Origin of the sequence: Nocardioides sp. NPDC092400 (assembly GCF_040684155.1) — a bacterium.
Lineage (GTDB): Bacteria > Actinomycetota > Actinomycetes > Propionibacteriales > Nocardioidaceae > Nocardioides.
In genome coordinates this window covers 417835-435395 of sequence record NZ_JBFBFJ010000001.1, presented here as the reverse complement: position 1 = coordinate 435395, position 17561 = coordinate 417835, and the positions used below count along the sequence as shown (strand labels likewise).

Sequence of the window (17561 nt, the reverse complement as noted above, 5' to 3'; positions counted from 1 at the left end):
TCCCCCGCGGCGCGGGCGTCAGCGCAGGAAGCGCTCGGGGTCGAACTCGTCCAGGGGGATGATCCGCACGCGGGGCAGCGGGACGTTGAACGCCCGCACGTCGTCCTCGAGGTCGTGGACGCGGATGCCGAGGGTGTCGAACTGGGCGCTGGCGTACTCGCGCAGGGCGACGAGGCCGACGCGGCGCTTGTAGGCGCTCTCGTCGAGCAGCCGGTTGAGGTGCTCGGCGAAGTCGGCGTCGTGGCTGACCAGCAGCACGTCGTCGGCGCGCTGCAGCAGCGCGTCCAGCGTGCGCTGGATGCCGATGTCGACGACCTTCTCGTCGGTGCGGCCGGCCAGTGGGACCGGCCGGTAGTCCATCGCCAGGAGCGCCTGCACGAAGCTGCTGGGCAGCTGGCCGCTGGAGGCGTTGAGGAAGAACAGGCCGGTGACCGGCTGGCCCCACAGCTGCTCGGCGTACGCCGTCACCCGCTCCCAGCGGGGCCGCTCCTCGGGGAGCGGCCGTCGGCCGAGCAGGGAGTTGCCGAGCGTCGCGTCGATGTTCTCGCCGTCGACGAGGACGAACGTGCGGCGGTCTCCCTGCGCGGCCATGTCGTCCGCGCTCAGCAGCCGCCGGCGACGGCGGGCAGCACGACGACCTGGTCGCCGTCGCTGAGCGGGGCCTCGAGGCCGCCGATGAAGCGGACGTCCTCGTCGTTGATGTAGACGTTGACGAACCGGCGCAGGTCGCCGTTGTCGATGAGGCGGTCCTTGAGGCCGGGGTGGTTCGCCTCCAGGTCGTCGATCAGCGCGCTCAGGCTGGCGCCGTCACCGGTCACGGCCTTCTCGCCGTCGGTGTAGGTGCGCAGGATGGTCGGGATTCGGACCTCGATGGCCATGGTTCGTCGGACTCCTCGTGACGGGGTTGTCGATAGGTGCGATCAGGGTGGGGCCGGGGCGTCGGTCAGGGCAGCGCGGCGACCACGGTGACCCCTTCCTCGGTCACCGCGCCGGCGACGATCCTGTAGGACCTGAACTCCACCGGGCCCTCGTTATTCCCGTGCTCCCGGGTGCTGACGAGCACGTAGTGGGCGCCGGGCTCGCTGGCCAGGCCGATGTCGGTGCGGCTGGGGTAGGCCTCGGTCGCGGTGTGGGAGTGGTAGATCACGACCGGCTCCTCGTCGTTGTCCCACATCTGCTTGTACAGCTCGAGCAGCTCGGTGGAGTCGAACTCGTAGAAGGTCGGGCTCCCCGCCGCGTTGACCATCTCGACGAGCCGCTCGGGGCGGTCGCTGCCCTCGGGGCCGGCCACGATGCCGCACGCCTCGTCGGGGTGGTCGCGCTTCGCGTGCCGGACGATGGCGTCGTACGTCGCCTGGTCGATGGTGAGCACGTCACGAGCCTAGGCGAGGCGTCCCGCATGACGGACACCCCGCCCGGTCTCCGGACCAGACCGAGCCGCTGCCTAGGCTCGGTCCATGGACACCCTGGACCCGCTGCTGCAGCCGCACTACGAGACGGTGCTCGCCCGCAACCCCGGCGAGCGCGAGTTCCACCAGGCGGTGCTCGAGGTGCTCGAGTCGCTCGGACCGGTCGTGCGCAAGCACCAGCACTACGTCGACGAGGCCGTCATCGAGCGGCTCTGCGAGCCCGAGCGCCAGCTGATCTTCCGGGTGCCGTGGACCGACGACCGGGGCCGCGTGCAGATCAACCGCGCCTTCCGCGTCGAGTTCAACTCCGCGCTCGGCCCCTACAAGGGCGGCCTGCGGTTCCACCCGTCGGTCTACCTCGGGATCGTGAAGTTCCTCGGCTTCGAGCAGATCTTCAAGAACGCGCTGACCGGCATGCCCATCGGCGGCGGCAAGGGCGGGTCGGACTTCGACCCCAAGGGCCGCAGCGACGCCGAGGTCATGCGCTTCTGCCAGTCCCTGATGACCGAGCTCTACCGCCACCTCGGGGAGTACACCGACGTCCCCGCCGGCGACATCGGCGTCGGCGGCCGCGAGATCGGCTACCTGTTCGGGCAGTACAAGCGGATCACCAACCGCTACGAGTCCGGCGTGCTCACCGGCAAGGGACTGGCGTACGGCGGCTCGCAGGTCCGCACCGAGGCCACCGGCTACGGCACGGTGTTCTTCACCGAGGAGATGCTGCGCACCTCCGACCGGTCGCTCTCGGGCCGGCGGGTCGTGGTCTCGGGGTCGGGCAACGTCGCGATCTACGCCGCGCAGAAGGCCGCCGAGCTCGGTGCGCAGGTCGTCGCCTGCTCGGACTCCTCGGGGTACGTCGTCGACGAGGCCGGCCTCGACATCGCCCTGCTGCGGCAGGTCAAGGAGGTCGACCGGGCCCGGCTCTCGGCGTACGCCGACCAGCGCCCCGGCGCGACGTTCGTCGCCGACGGCCGCGTGTGGGACGTGCCGTGCGAGGTCGCCCTCCCCTGCGCCACGCAGAACGAGCTCGACGCCGACGCCGCCCAGGTGCTGGTCGACAACGGCGTGCTCGTCGTCGCCGAGGGCGCCAACATGCCGTGCACGCCCGAGGCGACCCGCGTGTTCCAGGAGCGCGGCGTGCTCTTCGCGCCGGGCAAGGCCGCCAACGCCGGCGGTGTCGCCACCAGCGCCCTGGAGATGCAGCAGAACGCCTCGCGCGACTCCTGGTCCTTCGCCCACACCGAGGAGCGGCTGCGCGACATCATGGTCGGCGTCCACGAGCGCTGCGCGACCGCGGCCGACGAGTACGGCACCCCCGGCAACTACGTCGCCGGCGCCAACATCTCCTCGTTCCTCCAGGTCGCCGACGCGATGCTGTCGCTCGGGGTCGTCTGAGTCGTCTGGCGGGTGCGCGCCGCCCGGCGCCGGAGACCCGGCGCCGGGTCAGGCGATGAACCGGGCGGCGACCTCGTCGGACAGCCCGGCCTCGATCCGGGCGAGCATCCAGTCCTGCATGGGCGGCAGGTCCGCGACCGGCCACCAGCGCACGTCGGTGTTCTCGTCGTCGGCCGCGTGCGGCTCCCCCGCGACCCAGGAGCAGGCGAAGGTCAGGTCGAGGTAGACGCCCCGGTCGCCGTTGGGGTGGGTGATCCGCGGGCTGGCGCTGACGGCCGCGAGCCGGTCGACCGAGATCTCGACACCGGCCTCCTCGAGCGCCTCGCGGCGGGCGGCGACGGCCGGCTCCTCGCCGGGGTCGACGATGCCGGTCACGGGAGCCCAGCGGCCGTTGTCGACCCGCTCGGTCAGCAGGATCTCGTCCCCACGACGCACGACGGCGGTCACGCCGGGCAGCCACAGCTCCCGGGTGCCGATGAGCTCGCGGAGCTCGGCGACGAAGGGCGGGATCGGCACGCCGCCGAGTGTCCCACCCGCCGGGCGGCCGGTCCTCAGCGACGCGCGGTCAGCGACTCGACGAGCGTCTCCTGCAGGTAGCCGACCCACTCGTAGATGTCGTGGGCCTGGCCGCGGGGGTCGTCGTCGGGGAGGGCGTACCAGTACTCCTCGTCGCCGTCCTCCACGCCGAGACGGGTCGCCAGCGCGAGCCGGATGTCGGTGAAGGACCGCATCCAGGTCTCGGCGGTCGGCTCGTCGAGCTCGACGTCGATCATCAGGCCGTCCTCGGTCAGCTCCGCGGGCAGCCCGGCCTCCTCGAGGCCGTCGATGATCGTGGCGGCCGCGCGGGCCTTCCCATCGCGCAGCGCCCCCTCGGTGTAGCGCCGGAACTCCGAGGCGGCCTCGGCGTCGTCGCGGTACGCCGTCGGGAAGAGCCGCGCGAGCACCGGGTCGTCCGGCTCGGTGGTGGGGCCGGTGAAGTCCATCAGGGCCTCGAACGGGTCCTGGGTCTCGCTCGGCACCGCCGCCTCGTTGCGGAGCAGCTCGACGACCTGGGAGGCCAGCGAGCGCAGCAGGTCGGCCTCGAAGCCGGTGAAGTTGGCGATGACCCGCCCGCTGCGTCGGTGGCGTGCGAAGCCGCTCACTCGGCGCGCTCCATCGTCGCCCAGAGGCCGTACTCGTGCATCGCCTGCACGTCGCGCTCCATCTCCTCGCGGGTCCCGTGGCTGACGACGGACTTGCCGTCCTCGTGGACCTCCATCATCAGCTTCTCGGCCTTCTTCTTGTCGTACCCGAAGTACTTCTGGAACACGTAGGTGACGTACGACATCAGGTTGACCGGGTCGTTCCAGACGATGGTCACCCAGGGCTTGGAGAGGAAGGTGAGCTCGTCGGGAGTGATGGTCGGCTCGACCTCGACGGGACTGGCGGCGGACACCCCGCCATGGTGTCACAGCGGGAAGTGGGCACTCTTCTCCCGTGACCACCTCACCCTCGACCGCGCCGTCGGCGTCCACGGTGCTGTCCACGGCGCCGTCCACGGCGCTGCTCACCGACCACTACGAGCTCACCATGCTGCAGGCCGCGCTGGCCGCCGGGACCGCCGAGCGCCGCTCGGTCTTCGAGCTGTTCCCGCGGCGCCTGCCCGACGGCCGCAGGTACGGCGTGGTGGCCGGCGTGGGCCGGGCGCTCGACGCCATCGAGTCCTTCCGCTTCGACGAGCAGGCGCTGGCCGTGCTCGAGGACGTCGTCGACGAGCCGACGCGGGAGTGGCTGGCGTCGTACCGCTTCTCCGGGGACGTCTGGGGCTACCCCGAGGGCGAGGTGTACTTCCCGCACTCGCCGCTGGTGGTGGTGGAGTCGACCTTCGCCGAGGCGGTGCTGCTGGAGACGGTGCTGCTCTCGATCTACAACCACGACTCCGCGATCGCGTCGGCGGCCTCGCGGATGACGATGGTCTCCTGCGAGCGCCCCTGCCTGGAGATGGGCTCCCGGCGCACCCACGAGGAGGCGGCCGTCGCGGCCGCGCGGGCGGCGTACGTCGCGGGCTTCTCGGGGACCTCGAACCTCGCCGCCCGGCAGCGGTACGGCGTGCCCACCTCGGGCACCTCGGCGCACAGCTTCACCCTGCTCCACGACACCGAGGCCGATGCGTTCCGCGCGCAGGTCGCCTCGCTCGGCACCGGCACCACGCTGCTGGTCGACACCTACGACATCGCCGAGGCCGTGCGGGTGGGCGTCGAGGTCGCCGGCACCGACCTCGGCGCGGTGCGCCTGGACTCCGGCGACCTCGGCTCGCTGGCCCAGCAGGTCCGCGACCAGCTGGACTCCCTCGGTGCGACCGGCACGCGGATCATCGTGACCAGCGACCTCGACGAGTACGCCATCGCGGCGCTCGCCGCGGCGCCGGTCGACGGGTACGGCGTCGGCACGCAGCTGGTGACCGGCTCGGGCCACCCGACCAGCGGCTTCGTCTACAAGCTCGTCGCCCGCGAGGCCGACGACGGGTCCATGGTGCCGGTGGCGAAGCGGAGCGCCGACAAGGTGTCCTACGGCGGCCGCAAGTACGCCCTGCGCCGCCGTCGCGCCGACGGCACCGCCGAGGCCGAGGTCGTCGGGACCGGCCGGGTGCCCGACGACGACGGCGACGACCGCGAGCTGCTCGTGCCGCTGGTGCGCGCCGGCGAGGTGGTCGGGCGCGAGCCGCTCGAGGCCGCCCGCGACCGCCACCTGCGCTCGCGCGCCGAGCTGCCCCTCGCCGCGCAGCAGATGTCGCGCGGCGAGCCGGTCATCCCGACGGTCCGGCTGGACTGAGCGAGCGCGCCCCCGCGCCTGCACTAGCCTCGCCGCATGACTCGAGCGCTCGTCGTCGTCGACGTCCAGAACGACTTCTGCGAGGGCGGATCGCTGCCCGTGACCGGCGGGGCGCAGGTCGCCCGCGACGTGACCGCGGTGCTCCGGCGCCGGGCCGACGGTGGGCCGAGCGCCTCCGACTGGGCGCACGTGGTGGCGACCAAGGACCACCACCGCGACCCCGGCGACCACTGGTCGAACGACCCGGACTTCGTGCACTCCTGGCCGCGGCACTGCGAGGTCGGGACGACCGGCGAGGACTTCCACCCCGAGCTCGACCCCGCACCGTTCGAGGCGGTCTTCCGCAAGGGGGAGCACGCGGCGGCGTACTCCGGCTTCGAGGGGCTCGCCGAGGACGGCTCGACCCTGACCGACTGGCTCCGCGCGCGCGGGATCACCGAGGTCGACGTCTGCGGGATCGCGACCGACCACTGCGTGCGCGCGACCGCCCTGGACGCGGCGGCCGCCGGCTTCGCCACGCGGGTGCTGCTCGACCTGTGCGCCGGCGTCGCGCCCGCCACGACCGAGGCCGCGCTGGCCGAGCTGCGCGAGGCCGGTGTCGACGTTGCCTGAGCCGGCTCCGGAGGTCCGCGTCGAGCTCACCGACGGGGTGCTGCGGCTGACCATGGACCGGCCGCAGGCGCTCAACGCGCTGACCCCGGACATGCCGGTGCTGATGGCCGCCGAGCTCGAGCGGGCCACCGCCCGCGACGACGTGCGGGTCGTGGTCCTCACCGGCACCGGCCGGGCGTTCAGCACCGGGGCGGACATCTCCGGGCGCTACACGATCGACGACACCTCGATGGACACCGCGAACCGCTGGATCCGGGCCATCACCACCTGCGACAAGCCGGTCGTCGCGGCGGTCAACGGCGTCGCCGCCGGCGTCAGCTGCTCCGCGGCGCTGGCGTGCGACCTGGTCGTCGCGGCCGAGTCGGCGTCGTTCCTGCTGCCCTTCGCCAAGGTCGGGCTGATGGTCGACGGCGGGGCGTCCGCCACCGTCGCGGCGGCCGTGGGCCGGGCCCGCGCGATGCGGATGGCCCTGCTCGCCGAGCCGCTCGGCGCCCGGGAGGCGTACGACGCCGGGCTGGTCAGCCACCTGGCGCCCGACGAGTCGTTCGCCGACGTGGTGGCCGACCTGGCCGCGCGGCTCGCCGCCGGCCCGCCCCTGGCGCTGGCCGCCAGCAAGCGGGCCGTCAACGCAGCCACCCTCACCCAGCTCGACCCGGCCCTCGAGCGGGAGCGGTCCGGACAGTCGCTGCTCCTGCGCACCGCCGACGTCGTCGAGGGCGTCATGGCCTTCGCCGAGCGCCGGCCGCCGGTGTTCCGCGGCGAGTGAGCCGGCCGCCGGGCATGTAACGCGCTGTTCGCTGCTGCAACGCGCTGTTCCCCGCTCTGTAGGCACGCTGCAGCGTGCCTACAGAGCGGCGAACGTCGCGTCACATGGCCGATTCCGGGCAGCCCGACCCCCCCCGGGCCGCCCGGAGCAGCCGCCGTCAGCTGATCGTGATCGGCTTGCCGCCGGAGACCAGCTGCCAGTCGACCGAGGCGAACTCCTCGGGGTCGATCGTGCCGTGCTCGACGACCCAGTCGATGAGCAGCTGACGGATCTCGTTCTGCTGGTTGTAGATCACCGGCGCGGTCGAGACGTGCGGGAAGCCGCCGCCGCCGGACTGGCGGTAGTTGTTCACCGCCAGCGCGAACTGCTGGTCGTCGGTCACCGGCTTCCCGTCGTAGGCGAGGTCGGTGATCCGCGACCCGGCCGGCTTGGAGACGTCGATGGCGTAGGTCAGCGGCGCGTCGAGGCCGGCGACGGCGTCGTAGTTGTAGTCCGGCGTGCCGTTCGGGGCGGACGCGGTGACCGCGTTGGTCAGGTCGGCGATCGTGAAGGGGCCGCTGCCGGTGACCTGCTTGAAGTAGCGGGCCGAGAACTCGAGGTACTCGCGCAGCTGCTTGCCGGTGATCCGCACGCCGAGCAGCGTGTTGTCGAAGACGTAGAGCCCGGCCACGTCTCGGATCGTGATCTCGCCCTCCGGGAAGCGGGCGGTGCGGCTGAACGGCGCGGCGATCGAGAGCACCGGCAGCGCCGCGTCGGCGCCGGACAGGCCGGCCTTCACGGCCTCGCCCTGGACGTGCTGGACGAAGTCGATGATCGGGACGTCCTCGACGACGCCGCGGGCGCCGAGGAGCTCGACGGCCGAGGTGCCGACGACGGAGTTGACGTAGTCGACGACCGTGTCGTGCTGCCGGCGCACGGCCGCGGCGACCTTCGGGTCCTCGGCGACGGTGTTGGAGTTGAGCACCTGGGAGCCGGAGGAGACCAGCACCCACTTCTGCTTGCCGTTCTTGCCGTAGACCTCCTGGAGGGTGAAGTCCATGACGGCCACGCGCATGCCCCAGTAGAGCGGCTCGCACAGCACGACCTGGCGGCCGGTCCTCTTGTTGCGCACGAACCGCTGCGCGATCTCCTTGTGCGCGTGGCCGACCAGGATCGCGTCGATGCCCGGGACCTCCTCGGCCACCAGGGACGCGGCGTTCTCCGGGAACGGCAGCGCGTCGCCGTACGACGAGGACGTGTCGGCGCCGGAGTGCGCCGCGACGACGACGAGGTCGCAGCCCTTGCGCTTCATCTCCGGCACGAACTTCCGCGCCTGCTCCACCAGGCCGGGGAACTCCATCCGGCCCTCGACGTTGGTCTTGTCCCAGATCGCGATGCCGGGGTTGGTCAGGCCCAGCACGCCGACCTTCACCTTGCGGCCGCGGCCGACCTTGTAGGTCTTGATGACGTAGGGCTCGAAGACCGGCCGCTTGGTCGCGGGGTCGACCGCGTTGGCGGCGAGCAGCGGGAAGCTCACCTGCTCCTCGAAGGTGCGCAGCAGGTCGATGCCGTAGTTGAACTCGTGGTTGCCGAGCGCGGCCGCGTCGTAGCCGACGAGGTTCATCGCGCGCGCCATCGGGTGCACGACGGCCCCGCCGATCGGCTCGACCCGCGCGTAGTAGTAGGCCAGGGGCGTGCCCTGCAGGGTGTCGCCGGCGTCGAGGGTGAGCACCGGGCCCTTCGACCGCAGCTCCTTGCGGGCCGCCTTGATCACCGTGGCGACCTTGGCGACGCCGATGTCGTCCTTGGTGGCGTTGTCGAACTCGGCGTCCTTGAAGTAGTCCCAGTTGAAGACGTTGCCGTGCAGGTCGGTGGTGCCGAGGACCGAGACGGTGACGCGCTTGCCCTTGCGGGCGGCACCGGCCGGGAGGCGGTCGTCCGCGGCGACGGCGGGCGCGGCGTACCCCGCGGCGGCCAGGGCGGCGGTCCCGGTGAGGACGGCGCGGCGCGAGGGGACGGGCTGGCTCATGTGTGCTCCGAGTGTGGTTCGTGTGGGGGGCTCGGGATTCCGGGCGAGCAGTGTTCTATCCCACTGCGCCGACGTTCTCGACACCGGACGCATCACGATCCGGTGAACCTCAGGAGCACCACTTCGCCACGAGCGCGTCCACCACGGTCCGGTTGCGGTTGGTGGCGACGCCGAGGTGGCGCTCCACGGTCGCGTTGGTCAGCCGGGCCTCGTGGTAGTTCTCACCCAGCATCAGGTGCACCCCCCGGCCACCCACCCTCACCACCTCCTCCGCGGTGCTGGCGGCCTCCAGCAGCCGCACCGTCTCGGGTGTCGGCTCCTCCTTGAGCAGCGACACGTAGTGGCGGCCGTCGTGGTCGAACGACGCCGCGTGCTCGGCCACCGCCCGCAGCTCCGCGGGCGTGAGCACGATGGTCGGCACCTCGAACCCGGCCCGCTCGTGGAACGCCTCCTCGAGCGCCGCCTCCACCTTCGCCCGCGACCGCAGCGGGCAGTCGAACCGCACGTTCCCGGTGTTGATGTGGGTCCGCACGTCGGTCCAGCCGAGCCCCTCGACGGCCGCGACGATCTCGCCCTTCGGGAACTTGCGCCTGGCCCCGAGGTTGATGGCACGCAGGAAGGCGAGGTACGTCGGCACGTGCCCATCGTGGCGCACCGCGTGCCGCAGATCACCCCCGCCGTGCATCGTGATACATAGGCAGCCTATGTAAAGTGGAGCGAGTGGACAGGATCACCGACGCCGACCTGGAGCTGGCGAGCGACCTCGTCGTCCATGCCGCCCGCCTCGTCCGCGCCGTACGCCGCATGGTCGACCTGCCCGCAGCGGTGCGGCTGCTCTCGATCCTCGACGAGCACGGGCCGCTGGGCGTGAGCCGGCTGGCCGCCCTGGACCGGTGCTCACAGCCCACGATGTCGGCCGCCGTCGCCGCGGCCGCCGAGCGCGGGTGGGTCGACAAGCAGCCGAACCCCGACGACGCCCGCGGGAGCGTCGTCACCCTCACCGCCGCCGGGCGCGACGAGCTGGCCCGAATCCGCCGTACCCACGGGGAGGCCGTGGCCGCCCGGCTCGCCGCCCTCCCCCACCGCACCCCCGAGGACGTCGCCACGGCCGTCGCCGTGCTCCGCGACCTCGTCGAGTCCCCCCTAGAACCACCGTCCTCGGAAGGAGCTGCTCGTTGAGCACCTCACCCTCGATCCTCAAGCAGCCACGCGCGGTGTGGGCCGTCGCGTTCGCCTGCGTCATCGCGTTCATGGGCATCGGGCTCGTCGACCCGATCCTCAAGGAGATCGCCGCCCAGCTCGAGGCGACGCCCAGCCAGGTCTCCTTGCTGTTCACCAGCTACATGGCGGTGATGGGCATCGCGATGCTCGTCACCGGCGTGGTCTCCAGCCGGATCGGCCCCAAGCGCACGCTGCTGGCCGGGCTCGTCCTGATCATCGTCTTCGCCGGGCTCGCCGGCACCTCCGACAGCGTCGGCGCGGTCATCGGCTTCCGTGCCGGCTGGGGCCTGGGCAACGCGCTCTTCGTGGCCACGGCGCTGGCCACCATCGTGAGCTCCTCCAAGGGCTCGGTCGCGCAGGCGATCATCCTCTTCGAGGCCGCCCTCGGCCTCGGCATCGCCTCCGGACCGCTCGTGGGCGGCCTGCTCGGCGAGCAGTCCTGGCGCGGCCCGTTCTTCGGCGTCTCGGTGCTCATGACGATCGCGCTGGTCGCCACCGCGGTCTTCCTGCCCACCACGCCCCCGCAGGGCCGGCGCACCTCGCTGCTGGACCCGTTCCGCGCGCTCAAGCACCCGGCACTGCTGCTCATCGGGCTCGTCGCGATCTGCTACAACCTCGGGTTCTTCACGCTGATGGCCGCCGGCCCGTTCGCCCTGCCGACGTTCGACATCATGGCCATCGGGTGGACGTTCTTCGGCTGGGGCCTGCTGCTGGCCTTCACCTCCGTGGTGGCGGCCCCGTGGCTGCAGCGGCTGTTCGGGACGATGCCGACGCTGGTCGCCGTGCTCGCGCTGTTCGCCGCCGACCTCGCCGCCATGGCGGTGCTGGCCGAGCACGAGCCGGTCGTCGCGACCGGCATCGTCGTCGCCGGCGCGTTCCTCGGCGTGACCAACACGCTGGTCACCGAGGCCGTCATGGGCGCCGCCCCGGTCGAGCGCCCGATCGCCTCCGCGGCGTACTCCTTCCTGCGGTTCACCGGTGGCGCCGTCGGTCCCTACGTCGCGCTGAAGCTCGGCGAGCACGTCGACGTGCACGCGCCGTTCTGGTTCGGGGCGGCCGCCGTGGCCGTCGGCGTGGTCATCGCGCTCGCCGGCACGCCGACCGTGCGCCGCGCCCTGGCCGGGCACGCCCCGGCCCCGCACACGCCGGCGGAGGCCGAGGCCGAGCTGGTCGGCGACCTGGGCTGACCTCGCAGGCGCTCGCCGGGTGGGGGTGAGCGGGTCAGAGGTTCCCGCGGGCCTCCTGCTCGCGCTCGATGGCCTCGAAGAGCGCCTTGAAGTTGCCCTTGCCGAAGCCCAGCGAGCCGTGCCGCTCGATGAGCTCGTAGAACACCGTCGGGCGGTCGCCGACCGGCTTGGTGAAGATCTGCAGCAGGTAGCCGTCCTCGTCGCGGTCGACCAGGACCCGCCGCGCCTTGAGCTCCTCGATGGGCACCCGCACCTCGCCGATCCGGGCCCGGAGCGCGGGGTCGTCGTAGTAGGAGTCGGGGGTGTCGAGGAACTCGACGCCCTGGGCGCGCATGACGTCGACGGTGCGCAGGATGTCGTTGGTCGCGAGCGCGATGTGCTGGCAGCCGGCGCCCTCGTAGAACTCGAGGTACTCGTCGATCTGCGACTTCTTGCGCGCGACGGCAGGCTCGTTGAGCGGGAACTTGACCCGGTGGTTGCCGCTGGCGACGACCTTCGACATCAGCGCCGAGTAGTCGGTGGCGATGTCGTCGCCGATGAACTCGGCCATGTTCGCGAAGCCCATCACCCGGTGGTAGAAGTCCACCCACTCGTCCATCCGCCCGAGCTCGACGTTGCCGACGCAGTGGTCGACGGCCTGGAACAGCCGCTTCGGGTGCCCCTCGGGCCGCACCAGGGTCGAGGTGCGCGCGACGTACCCGGGGAGGTAGGGACCGGAGTAGCGGGAGCGGTCGACCAGCGTGTGGCGGGTCTCGCCGTACGTCGCGATCGCGGCCAGCCGGACGGTGCCGTGCTCGTCGGTCTCGTCGTGCGGCTCGACCAGCACCGTGGCGCCCACGGACCGGGCGTGCTCGATGCAGGCGTCGACGTCGGGGACCTCGAGCGCGAGGTCGACGACGCCGTCGCCGTGGCGCCGGTGGTGGTCGAGCACGGCGCTGTCGGGCGTGACGCCGCCGGTGAGCACGAAGCGCGCGCTGCCGGAGCGCAGCACGTAGGACTTGCTGTCCCGGCACCCGGTCTCCGGACCCCGGTACGCCTCGAGGTCCATCCCGAGCGCGAGCTGGTACCAGGCCGCCGCCTGGGTGGCGTTGCCGACGACGAACCCGACCGCGTCCATCGCGGTCACCGGGAACGGGTCGCGGCTGGCGTCGTACTCCACCAGGCCGACCAGCTCGCGGAGCTGCTCGAGGGTGAGGTCGGCCTTGAGCTCGTCAGCGGTGAGCGCACCGCCCGTGGTCGGGGTGTCCTGCGTGGTCGTCATGGGTCGCAGCGTGGGCCAGGTCACGCACAGTGTGCAATCGTTGCCCGACAGGGTGGACAACCTGCTCAACCGGGAGGACCGCGATGGACGAGCTGGACGGCAGGTTGCTCGCCCTGCTGCACGACGAGCCGCGGGTCGGCGTCCTGGAGGCGTCGCGGCGGCTCGGCGTCGCGCGCGGGACCGTCCAGGCCCGGCTCGACCGGTTGGAGGCGCGCGGGGTCGTCACGGGATGGGGGCCCGAGCTGGACCCGGCGGCCCTGGGGCACCCGGTGACGGCGTTCCTGAGCCTGGAGATCCGCCAGGCGGCGTCGGGCTCCGGGGCCGAGCACGGTGGCCACGACGCCGTCGCCGCGCACCTCGCGACGATCCCGGAGGTGCTCGAGGCGCACACCACCACCGGCGCGGGCGACCTGCTGGTTCGGGTCGTCGCCCGCTCCAACACCGACCTGCAACGGGTCATCGACGCCGTGGTCGCCTCCGACGCGGTCGTCCGCTGCTCGACCACCATCGCGCTGGCCACCCAGGTGCCGTACCGCACGTTGCCGCTCGCGATGGCGGCCGGGCGGTCGTCAGGTCCAGCGGCCGGCCGCTGAAGCTTCCGCCTCACTCCAGCCGCAGCCGCTCCGCCACCTCACCGGCGGCGGCGACGACCCGCGGGCCGACCCGGTCGGCGTCGAGGTCACCGAGGGTCACGATGCCGATGCTGGCGGCGAGGCCGTCGACGCCGAGCACCGGCGCGGCGAGCCCGCGGGCGCCCGCCTGCAGCTCGCCCGACGTCGCGCACCACGAGGGCCGCTCGGGGTCGCGGTCGCGCCCGAGCAGGATCGCCCGGCCGGCGGCGCCCTGGCCGAGGGGGTGGCGGGAGCCGACGCGGTACCCCACGTGGAAGTCGGTCCAGGACGGCTCGACCACGGCCAGGGCCAGCGCCTCCTCGCCCTCGGCGACGGTCAGGTGGGCGGTGCAGCCGACGGCCTCGGCGAGCGAGCGCAGCACCGGCGCGGCCAGGTCGCGCAGCACCGGCTGCACCGCCGAGGCCAGGTGCAGGACGCCGAGACCGACGTGCAGCCGGCCCCGCCCGTCCCGGCGGACCAGGGCGTGCTGCTCGAGCGTGCTGACCAGCCGGTACGCCACGGTGCGCGGCACCTCCAGCCGGCCGGCGACCTCGGTGACGGTCAGCCCGTCGGGCGCACCGGCGAGCAGGCCGAGCAGGCGCAGCCCGCGGTCGAGCGTCTGGGAGGTCTCGGCCGGCACAGGGCCAGCCTAGGGACCCTCGGCCGGGTCGGTGCGTCTCCTGGGCCCTTGGCGGGGTAGTCCGGCACGCACGAGCCCTTGGTGAGCTCGGCGGGGTAGTCCGCCACGTGCGCGCCCTTGGAGGTCGGCCGAAGGGCGCACCCGTGCCGGACTACCCGGCGAAGGACGCAGACGTGCCGAACTACCCCGACGAAGGGCGCACCCGTGCCGGACTACCCCAGCAGACGCGAGCCTCAGGAAGACTTCCGCGTCGCCGCCCACTCGCGGAGCCGGTCGATCCGGGCGTGGAGCTGCTCGGCGTTCGCGACGGCGGCCGCCGGGCCGCCGCACTCCTTGCGCAGGGCCGCGTGGGTGATGCCGTGGGCCTGGCCGGTGCGGTGGTGCCAGGCGGCGACCAGGCCGTTGAGCTCGCGGCGGAGCACGGCGAGCTGCTCGTGCGTGCTCAGCTGCGCGACGGAGTCGCCGGCGGCCTCGGCCGGGGTGGCGACCGCCTTCTGCTTGCGCGCGCGGTCGCTCTGCCGCTGGCGCAGCAGCTCGCGCATCTGGTCGGGCTCGAGCAGGCCCGGGATGCCGAGGAAGTCCATCTCCTCCTCCGAGCCGACCTGCACCTCGCCGGCGTGACCCCACTCGCCGCCGTCGAAGAGGACGCGGTCGAAGCGTGCCTCCGAGCCGAGCGCCTCGAAGGACATCTCCAGCTCCGCGGACGCCGACTCGCTCTCGTTGGCCCGGGCCAGCAGCTCGTCCTCGGCGGCGAAGATGTCGCCCTCGTCGGTGACCTTGCGGCCGAGCACGTGGTCGCGCTCGACCTCCATCTCGGAGGCGAAGCCGAGCAGCGACGGCGCCGAGGGCAGGAAGACCGAGGCCGTCTCGCCCCGGGCCCGGGCCCGCACGAAGCGGCCCACGGCCTGGGCGAAGAACAGCGGCGTCGACGTCGTGGTCGCGTAGACGCCGACCGCCAGGCGGGGGACGTCGACGCCCTCGGAGACCATGCGGACCGCGACCATCCAGCGGTCGTCGCTGTCGGTGAACGCCGAGATCTTCTTCGAGGCCAGCTTCTCGTCGGAGAGCACGACGACCGGCGACTCGCCGGTGATCTGCTTGAGCAGCTTGGCGTAGGCCCGGGCGCTGTCCTGGTCGGTGGCGATCACCAGGCCGCCGGCGTCGGGCACGTGGCGACGTACCTCCGAGAGCCGCTTGTCCGCCGCGGCCAGCACCGACGGCATCCACGACCCGTTCGGGTCCAGCGCCGTGCGCAGCGCCTGGTTGGTGAGGTCCTTGGTCAGCGGCTCCCCGAGCCGGGCGGAGATCTCGTCGCCGGCGCGCGTGCGCCACTGCATCTCGCCGGAGTACGCCATGAACAGCACCGGCCGCACGACGTGGTCGGCCAGCGCGTGGGCGTAGCCGTAGGTGTAGTCCGCCACCGAGCGCGGGACGCCGTCGGCCCCCGGCGCGTAGGTGACGAACGGGATCGGGTTGATGTCGGAGCGGAACGGCGTGCCGGTCAGCGCCAGGCGCCGCGCGGCGGGCTCGAATGCCTCGCGCACGCCCTCGCCCCACGACAGCGCGTCGCCGGCGTGGTGGACCTCGTCGAGGATGACCAGCGTCTTGAACCGCTCGGCGCGGATCCGCATCGCCAGCGGGTTGACCGCGACACCGGCGTAGGTGACCGCGACACCGACGAAGTCACCGGAGGTCTTGCCCTTGCCCGCGGCGTACGTCGGGTCGATCGGGATGCCCGCACGGGCGGCGGCCTCGGCCCACTGCAGCTTCAGGTGCTCGGTGGGCGCGACGACGATGATCCGGTCCACGATGCGCCGGCCGAGGAGCTCGGAGGCCACCGACAGCGCGAACGTCGTCTTGCCCGCGCCCGGCGTCGCGACCGCGAGGAAGTCGCGCGGCTGCTCGGCGAAGTACTTCGTCATCGCCGCCTGCTGCCAGGCGCGCAGCGACGGCGCGGTGCCCCAGGCGGCGCGCTCGGGCCACGCCGGGCTCAGGGCCGGCGTGAGGGTGAGGTCCTCGGTCTGCTGGGTGCTGGAGCGGTCGGTCGGGCGGTCGTGCCGTCCGGTCACTCGTCGTCCGAGTCGTCGCGCATGCTCTCCCAGGCTTCCTTGCAGTCGGGGCAGACCGGGAACTTCTCCGGGGCGCGGCTGGGCACCCACACCTTCCCGCAGAGTGCGACGACGGGGGTGCCCATGACCATCGCCTCGGTGAGCTTGTCCTTCTCCACGTAGTGGGAGAACCGCTCGTGGTCACCGTCGTCGGTGGGGACGGTGCGCTGGTCCTCCCGGACCCGCTCGTCGACGGCGGTGCCGGTCCCGAATCCGATCTGGCTCACGGGGCCAGCCTACGTCAGGAACGACGTGGACGAGGCAGCCGCGGGATGCCCACGGCGTGGACAGGGGCGGGGACAGAGGTCTAGTTGAGGTCGGGGTCGACCGGTCGCGTGGAGTGCCACGCCATCTCGCCGGGCTGGCGGCGCAGCACGTCGCGCCAGAGCCCGGTGGGGTCGAGCCGGAACGCGTCCCGGGGCTCCCCCGGCACGACGTACCAGCTGCCCTCCTCGATCTCGGCCTCGAGCTGGCCGGATCCCCAGCCGGCGTACCCGGCGAAGATGCGCAGGCCGACGAGCGTGCCGTCGATGAGCTCCATCGGCGTGTCCAGGTCGAGCAGGCCGAGCCGCCCCTCGACCTCGCGGAAGCCGACCGGGGCGTCCTCGGCGTCGCGCAGGAGCGCGACCGCCAGCGCCCCCTCGGGGCCGACCGGACCGCCCTGGAAGAGGACCTCGGGCTCGGCCACCACCTCGCCCCAGCTCCCCAGCACCTCCGAGACCGGGACGGGCGAGGGGCGGTTGACCACGACGCCGAGCGCCCCACCGGCGTCGACGTCGAGCAGCAGGACGACGGACTCCGCGAAGTTCGGGTCGAGCAGCGCAGGGGTGGCCACCAGCAGGTTCCCCGCGCGCAGCTCGCTCACCACTCCACTATGGCGCACCGCGGGCGAGCCAGCGATGCCCCGGGCGCACCGGGCCTCAGGCCGCCAGCGCGGCCTTGAGCCGGCCCAGGCGGTGCCGCAGCGAGGGACGGGCGCCGAAGCGACCGGCGCCGTCCGCGCCCCGGGCGGCGGCGATAGCGGCGCTGAGGGTGCGGGCCCGCTGCTCGATCCGCGCGCCGGCCGCGGCCGCACGGGCGGCGCTGCGGCCGTCGTGCGCGCTCCCCCGGCCGGCCATGACCGCGAGCAGGACGTGCTCCTTGTGGGTCGCCTTGGCGATGGCCGCAGCCATCGCCTCGTCGACGGGGTGCTCGCGGTAGTGGTCGAGGATTGCGCGGACCCCGGGCATCTCGTCGGCGAGCGTGCGCCAGGCGCTGATGACCGCACCCTCGAGGTCCATCGGCTGGTCCAGCAGCTCGCGCTCGATGCGCCCGGCGAGCCGGGTGTGCCACCGCAGCGACAGGGCGCCGTACAGCGACAGCTCGTCGCCGATGGTCTCGCGGACGCCGGTGACGCCCATCGGGAGGAGGCCGTCGCGGCGCTGGTCGGCGGTGCGGATGACGGAGCGCAGGATCTCTCCGCGGTGGTGAAAGGAAGTCCAGGTCATGGTCTGCTCCTTCGAAGGGCCTCACATACCGTGAGTACGTACCCA

21 protein-coding genes are annotated in these 17561 nt (G+C 72.8%); 7 read left to right on the top strand and 14 right to left on the bottom strand.

The annotated features are described in order from the left end of the window. Window positions 1–18: 18 nt before the first annotated feature. The 3 genes from AB0N29_RS02130 to AB0N29_RS02120 all read right to left on the bottom strand — a co-directional run bounded on the left by AB0N29_RS02130 (window position 19) and on the right by AB0N29_RS02120 (window position 1372). Window positions 19–591: an NYN domain-containing protein gene (locus AB0N29_RS02130; protein ID WP_364863740.1), complete on the bottom strand. Its 573-nt coding sequence runs from the start codon at window positions 589–591 to the stop codon at window positions 19–21. An 11-nt stretch (window positions 592–602) separates the two neighbouring features. Further along, window positions 603–878 carry a MoaD/ThiS family protein gene (locus tag AB0N29_RS02125; RefSeq protein ID WP_302270220.1) on the bottom strand — a complete coding sequence of 92 codons (276 nt, stop codon included), beginning with the start codon at window positions 876–878 and terminating at the stop codon, window positions 603–605. A 65-nt stretch (window positions 879–943) separates the two neighbouring features. Further along, a complete protein-coding gene (locus tag AB0N29_RS02120; RefSeq protein ID WP_364863738.1) occupies window positions 944–1372 on the bottom strand; it encodes a M67 family metallopeptidase in 429 nt (142 codons plus the stop codon). A 94-nt stretch (window positions 1373–1466) separates the two neighbouring features. Between AB0N29_RS02120 and gdhA the strand changes: the two genes are divergently transcribed. Then, complete coding sequence (gene gdhA / locus AB0N29_RS02115) at window positions 1467–2804, top strand: NADP-specific glutamate dehydrogenase (protein WP_364865425.1); 1338 nt, start codon at window positions 1467–1469, stop codon at window positions 2802–2804. Between the two features lie 48 nt (window positions 2805–2852). Here gdhA and AB0N29_RS02110 read toward each other — a convergent pair whose 3' ends face one another. From AB0N29_RS02110 to clpS, 3 genes are read right to left on the bottom strand one after another with little or no spacing between them, the layout of a single operon-like run. Then, a complete protein-coding gene (locus tag AB0N29_RS02110; protein WP_364863736.1) occupies window positions 2853–3320 on the bottom strand; it encodes an NUDIX domain-containing protein in 468 nt (155 codons plus the stop codon). Window positions 3321–3355: 35 nt separating this feature from the next. Continuing rightward, window positions 3356–3946 (bottom strand): DUF2017 domain-containing protein, encoded by a 591-nt coding sequence (locus tag AB0N29_RS02105; protein WP_302270215.1) that lies wholly within the window; start codon window positions 3944–3946, stop codon window positions 3356–3358. Beyond that, complete coding sequence (gene clpS / locus AB0N29_RS02100; RefSeq protein WP_364863734.1) at window positions 3943–4239, bottom strand: ATP-dependent Clp protease adapter ClpS; 297 nt, start codon at window positions 4237–4239, stop codon at window positions 3943–3945. The genes AB0N29_RS02105 and clpS overlap by 4 nt, the downstream gene beginning before the upstream one ends. Before the next feature lie 134 nt (window positions 4240–4373). Between clpS and AB0N29_RS02095 the strand changes: the two genes are divergently transcribed. Genes AB0N29_RS02095 through AB0N29_RS02085 form a run of 3 tightly spaced genes read left to right on the top strand, consistent with a single transcriptional unit; the run spans window position 4374 to window position 6993 of the window. Further along, window positions 4374–5615 (top strand): nicotinate phosphoribosyltransferase, encoded by a 1242-nt coding sequence (locus AB0N29_RS02095; protein ID WP_364865423.1) that lies wholly within the window; start codon window positions 4374–4376, stop codon window positions 5613–5615. A 36-nt stretch (window positions 5616–5651) separates the two neighbouring features. Then, window positions 5652–6227 carry an isochorismatase family protein gene (locus AB0N29_RS02090; protein ID WP_364863732.1) on the top strand — a complete coding sequence of 192 codons (576 nt, stop codon included), beginning with the start codon at window positions 5652–5654 and terminating at the stop codon, window positions 6225–6227. Further along, window positions 6211–6993, top strand: coding sequence for an enoyl-CoA hydratase-related protein (locus AB0N29_RS02085; protein ID WP_364863730.1), 783 nt, complete (start codon window positions 6211–6213; stop codon window positions 6991–6993). The genes AB0N29_RS02090 and AB0N29_RS02085 overlap by 17 nt, the downstream gene beginning before the upstream one ends. A gap of 157 nt (window positions 6994–7150) precedes the next feature. Here AB0N29_RS02085 and AB0N29_RS02080 read toward each other — a convergent pair whose 3' ends face one another. Together AB0N29_RS02080 and AB0N29_RS02075 are read right to left on the bottom strand one after the other, a co-directional pair. Beyond that, a complete protein-coding gene (locus AB0N29_RS02080) occupies window positions 7151–9001 on the bottom strand; it encodes a 5'-nucleotidase C-terminal domain-containing protein (protein WP_364863728.1) in 1851 nt (616 codons plus the stop codon). A gap of 109 nt (window positions 9002–9110) precedes the next feature. Beyond that, window positions 9111–9638 (bottom strand): DUF1697 domain-containing protein, encoded by a 528-nt coding sequence (locus AB0N29_RS02075; protein WP_302270208.1) that lies wholly within the window; start codon window positions 9636–9638, stop codon window positions 9111–9113. Between the two features lie 83 nt (window positions 9639–9721). On the opposite strand from AB0N29_RS02075, the gene AB0N29_RS02070 reads away from it, so the two are divergent. Together AB0N29_RS02070 and AB0N29_RS02065 are read left to right on the top strand one after the other, a co-directional pair. Next, entirely contained in the window at window positions 9722–10180 is a 459-nt protein-coding gene (locus AB0N29_RS02070) for a MarR family winged helix-turn-helix transcriptional regulator (protein ID WP_364863725.1), read from the top strand. Continuing rightward, window positions 10177–11409, top strand: coding sequence for an MFS transporter (locus AB0N29_RS02065; RefSeq protein ID WP_364863723.1), 1233 nt, complete (start codon window positions 10177–10179; stop codon window positions 11407–11409). Before AB0N29_RS02070 ends, AB0N29_RS02065 begins: the two co-directional genes overlap by 4 nt. Window positions 11410–11443: 34 nt before the next feature. Here the strand turns inward: AB0N29_RS02065 and hppD are convergent, their stop codons facing one another. Further along, window positions 11444–12670: a 4-hydroxyphenylpyruvate dioxygenase gene (hppD, locus tag AB0N29_RS02060; RefSeq protein WP_364863721.1), complete on the bottom strand. Its 1227-nt coding sequence runs from the start codon at window positions 12668–12670 to the stop codon at window positions 11444–11446. An 83-nt stretch (window positions 12671–12753) separates the two neighbouring features. Here hppD and AB0N29_RS02055 point away from each other — a divergent pair, with 83 nt between their 5' ends. After that, window positions 12754–13263: an Lrp/AsnC family transcriptional regulator gene (locus AB0N29_RS02055; RefSeq protein ID WP_364863719.1), complete on the top strand. Its 510-nt coding sequence runs from the start codon at window positions 12754–12756 to the stop codon at window positions 13261–13263. Window positions 13264–13273: 10 nt separating this feature from the next. Here the strand turns inward: AB0N29_RS02055 and AB0N29_RS02050 are convergent, their stop codons facing one another. From AB0N29_RS02050 to AB0N29_RS02030, 5 genes are all read right to left on the bottom strand, one after another. Beyond that, window positions 13274–13921: a helix-turn-helix domain-containing protein gene (locus tag AB0N29_RS02050; protein ID WP_364863717.1), complete on the bottom strand. Its 648-nt coding sequence runs from the start codon at window positions 13919–13921 to the stop codon at window positions 13274–13276. A 233-nt stretch (window positions 13922–14154) separates the two neighbouring features. After that, window positions 14155–15915, bottom strand: coding sequence for a DEAD/DEAH box helicase (locus tag AB0N29_RS02045; RefSeq protein WP_302271592.1), 1761 nt, complete (start codon window positions 15913–15915; stop codon window positions 14155–14157). 71 nt (window positions 15916–15986) lie between these two features. Beyond that, on the bottom strand, window positions 15987–16256 hold the full coding sequence (locus AB0N29_RS02040) for a DUF3039 domain-containing protein (protein WP_302270200.1): 270 nt from the start codon (window positions 16254–16256) through the stop codon (window positions 15987–15989). Window positions 16257–16336: 80 nt separating this feature from the next. After that, window positions 16337–16894, bottom strand: a complete 558-nt coding sequence (locus AB0N29_RS02035) for a YqgE/AlgH family protein (RefSeq protein ID WP_364863715.1) — start codon at window positions 16892–16894, stop codon at window positions 16337–16339. A 55-nt stretch (window positions 16895–16949) separates the two neighbouring features. Next, a complete protein-coding gene (locus tag AB0N29_RS02030) occupies window positions 16950–17516 on the bottom strand; it encodes a hypothetical protein (protein WP_302270197.1) in 567 nt (188 codons plus the stop codon). Between the last annotated feature and the right edge of the window lie 45 nt (window positions 17517–17561).

Coding starts and splice junctions, on each gene's coding strand:
- AB0N29_RS02130 (WP_364863740.1), bottom strand. CDS start 591: ATGGCCGCGCAGGGAGACCGCCGCACGTTCGTCCTCGTCGACGGCGAG.
- AB0N29_RS02125 (WP_302270220.1), bottom strand. CDS start 878: ATGGCCATCGAGGTCCGAATCCCGACCATCCTGCGCACCTACACCGAC.
- AB0N29_RS02095 (WP_364865423.1), top strand. CDS start 4,374: ATGCTGCAGGCCGCGCTGGCCGCCGGGACCGCCGAGCGCCGCTCGGTC.
- AB0N29_RS02090 (WP_364863732.1), top strand. CDS start 5,652: ATGACTCGAGCGCTCGTCGTCGTCGACGTCCAGAACGACTTCTGCGAG.
- AB0N29_RS02080 (WP_364863728.1), bottom strand. CDS start 9,001: ATGAGCCAGCCCGTCCCCTCGCGCCGCGCCGTCCTCACCGGGACCGCC.
- hppD (WP_364863721.1), bottom strand. CDS start 12,670: ATGACGACCACGCAGGACACCCCGACCACGGGCGGTGCGCTCACCGCT.
- AB0N29_RS02055 (WP_364863719.1), top strand. CDS start 12,754: ATGGACGAGCTGGACGGCAGGTTGCTCGCCCTGCTGCACGACGAGCCG.
- AB0N29_RS02030 (WP_302270197.1), bottom strand. CDS start 17,516: ATGACCTGGACTTCCTTTCACCACCGCGGAGAGATCCTGCGCTCCGTC.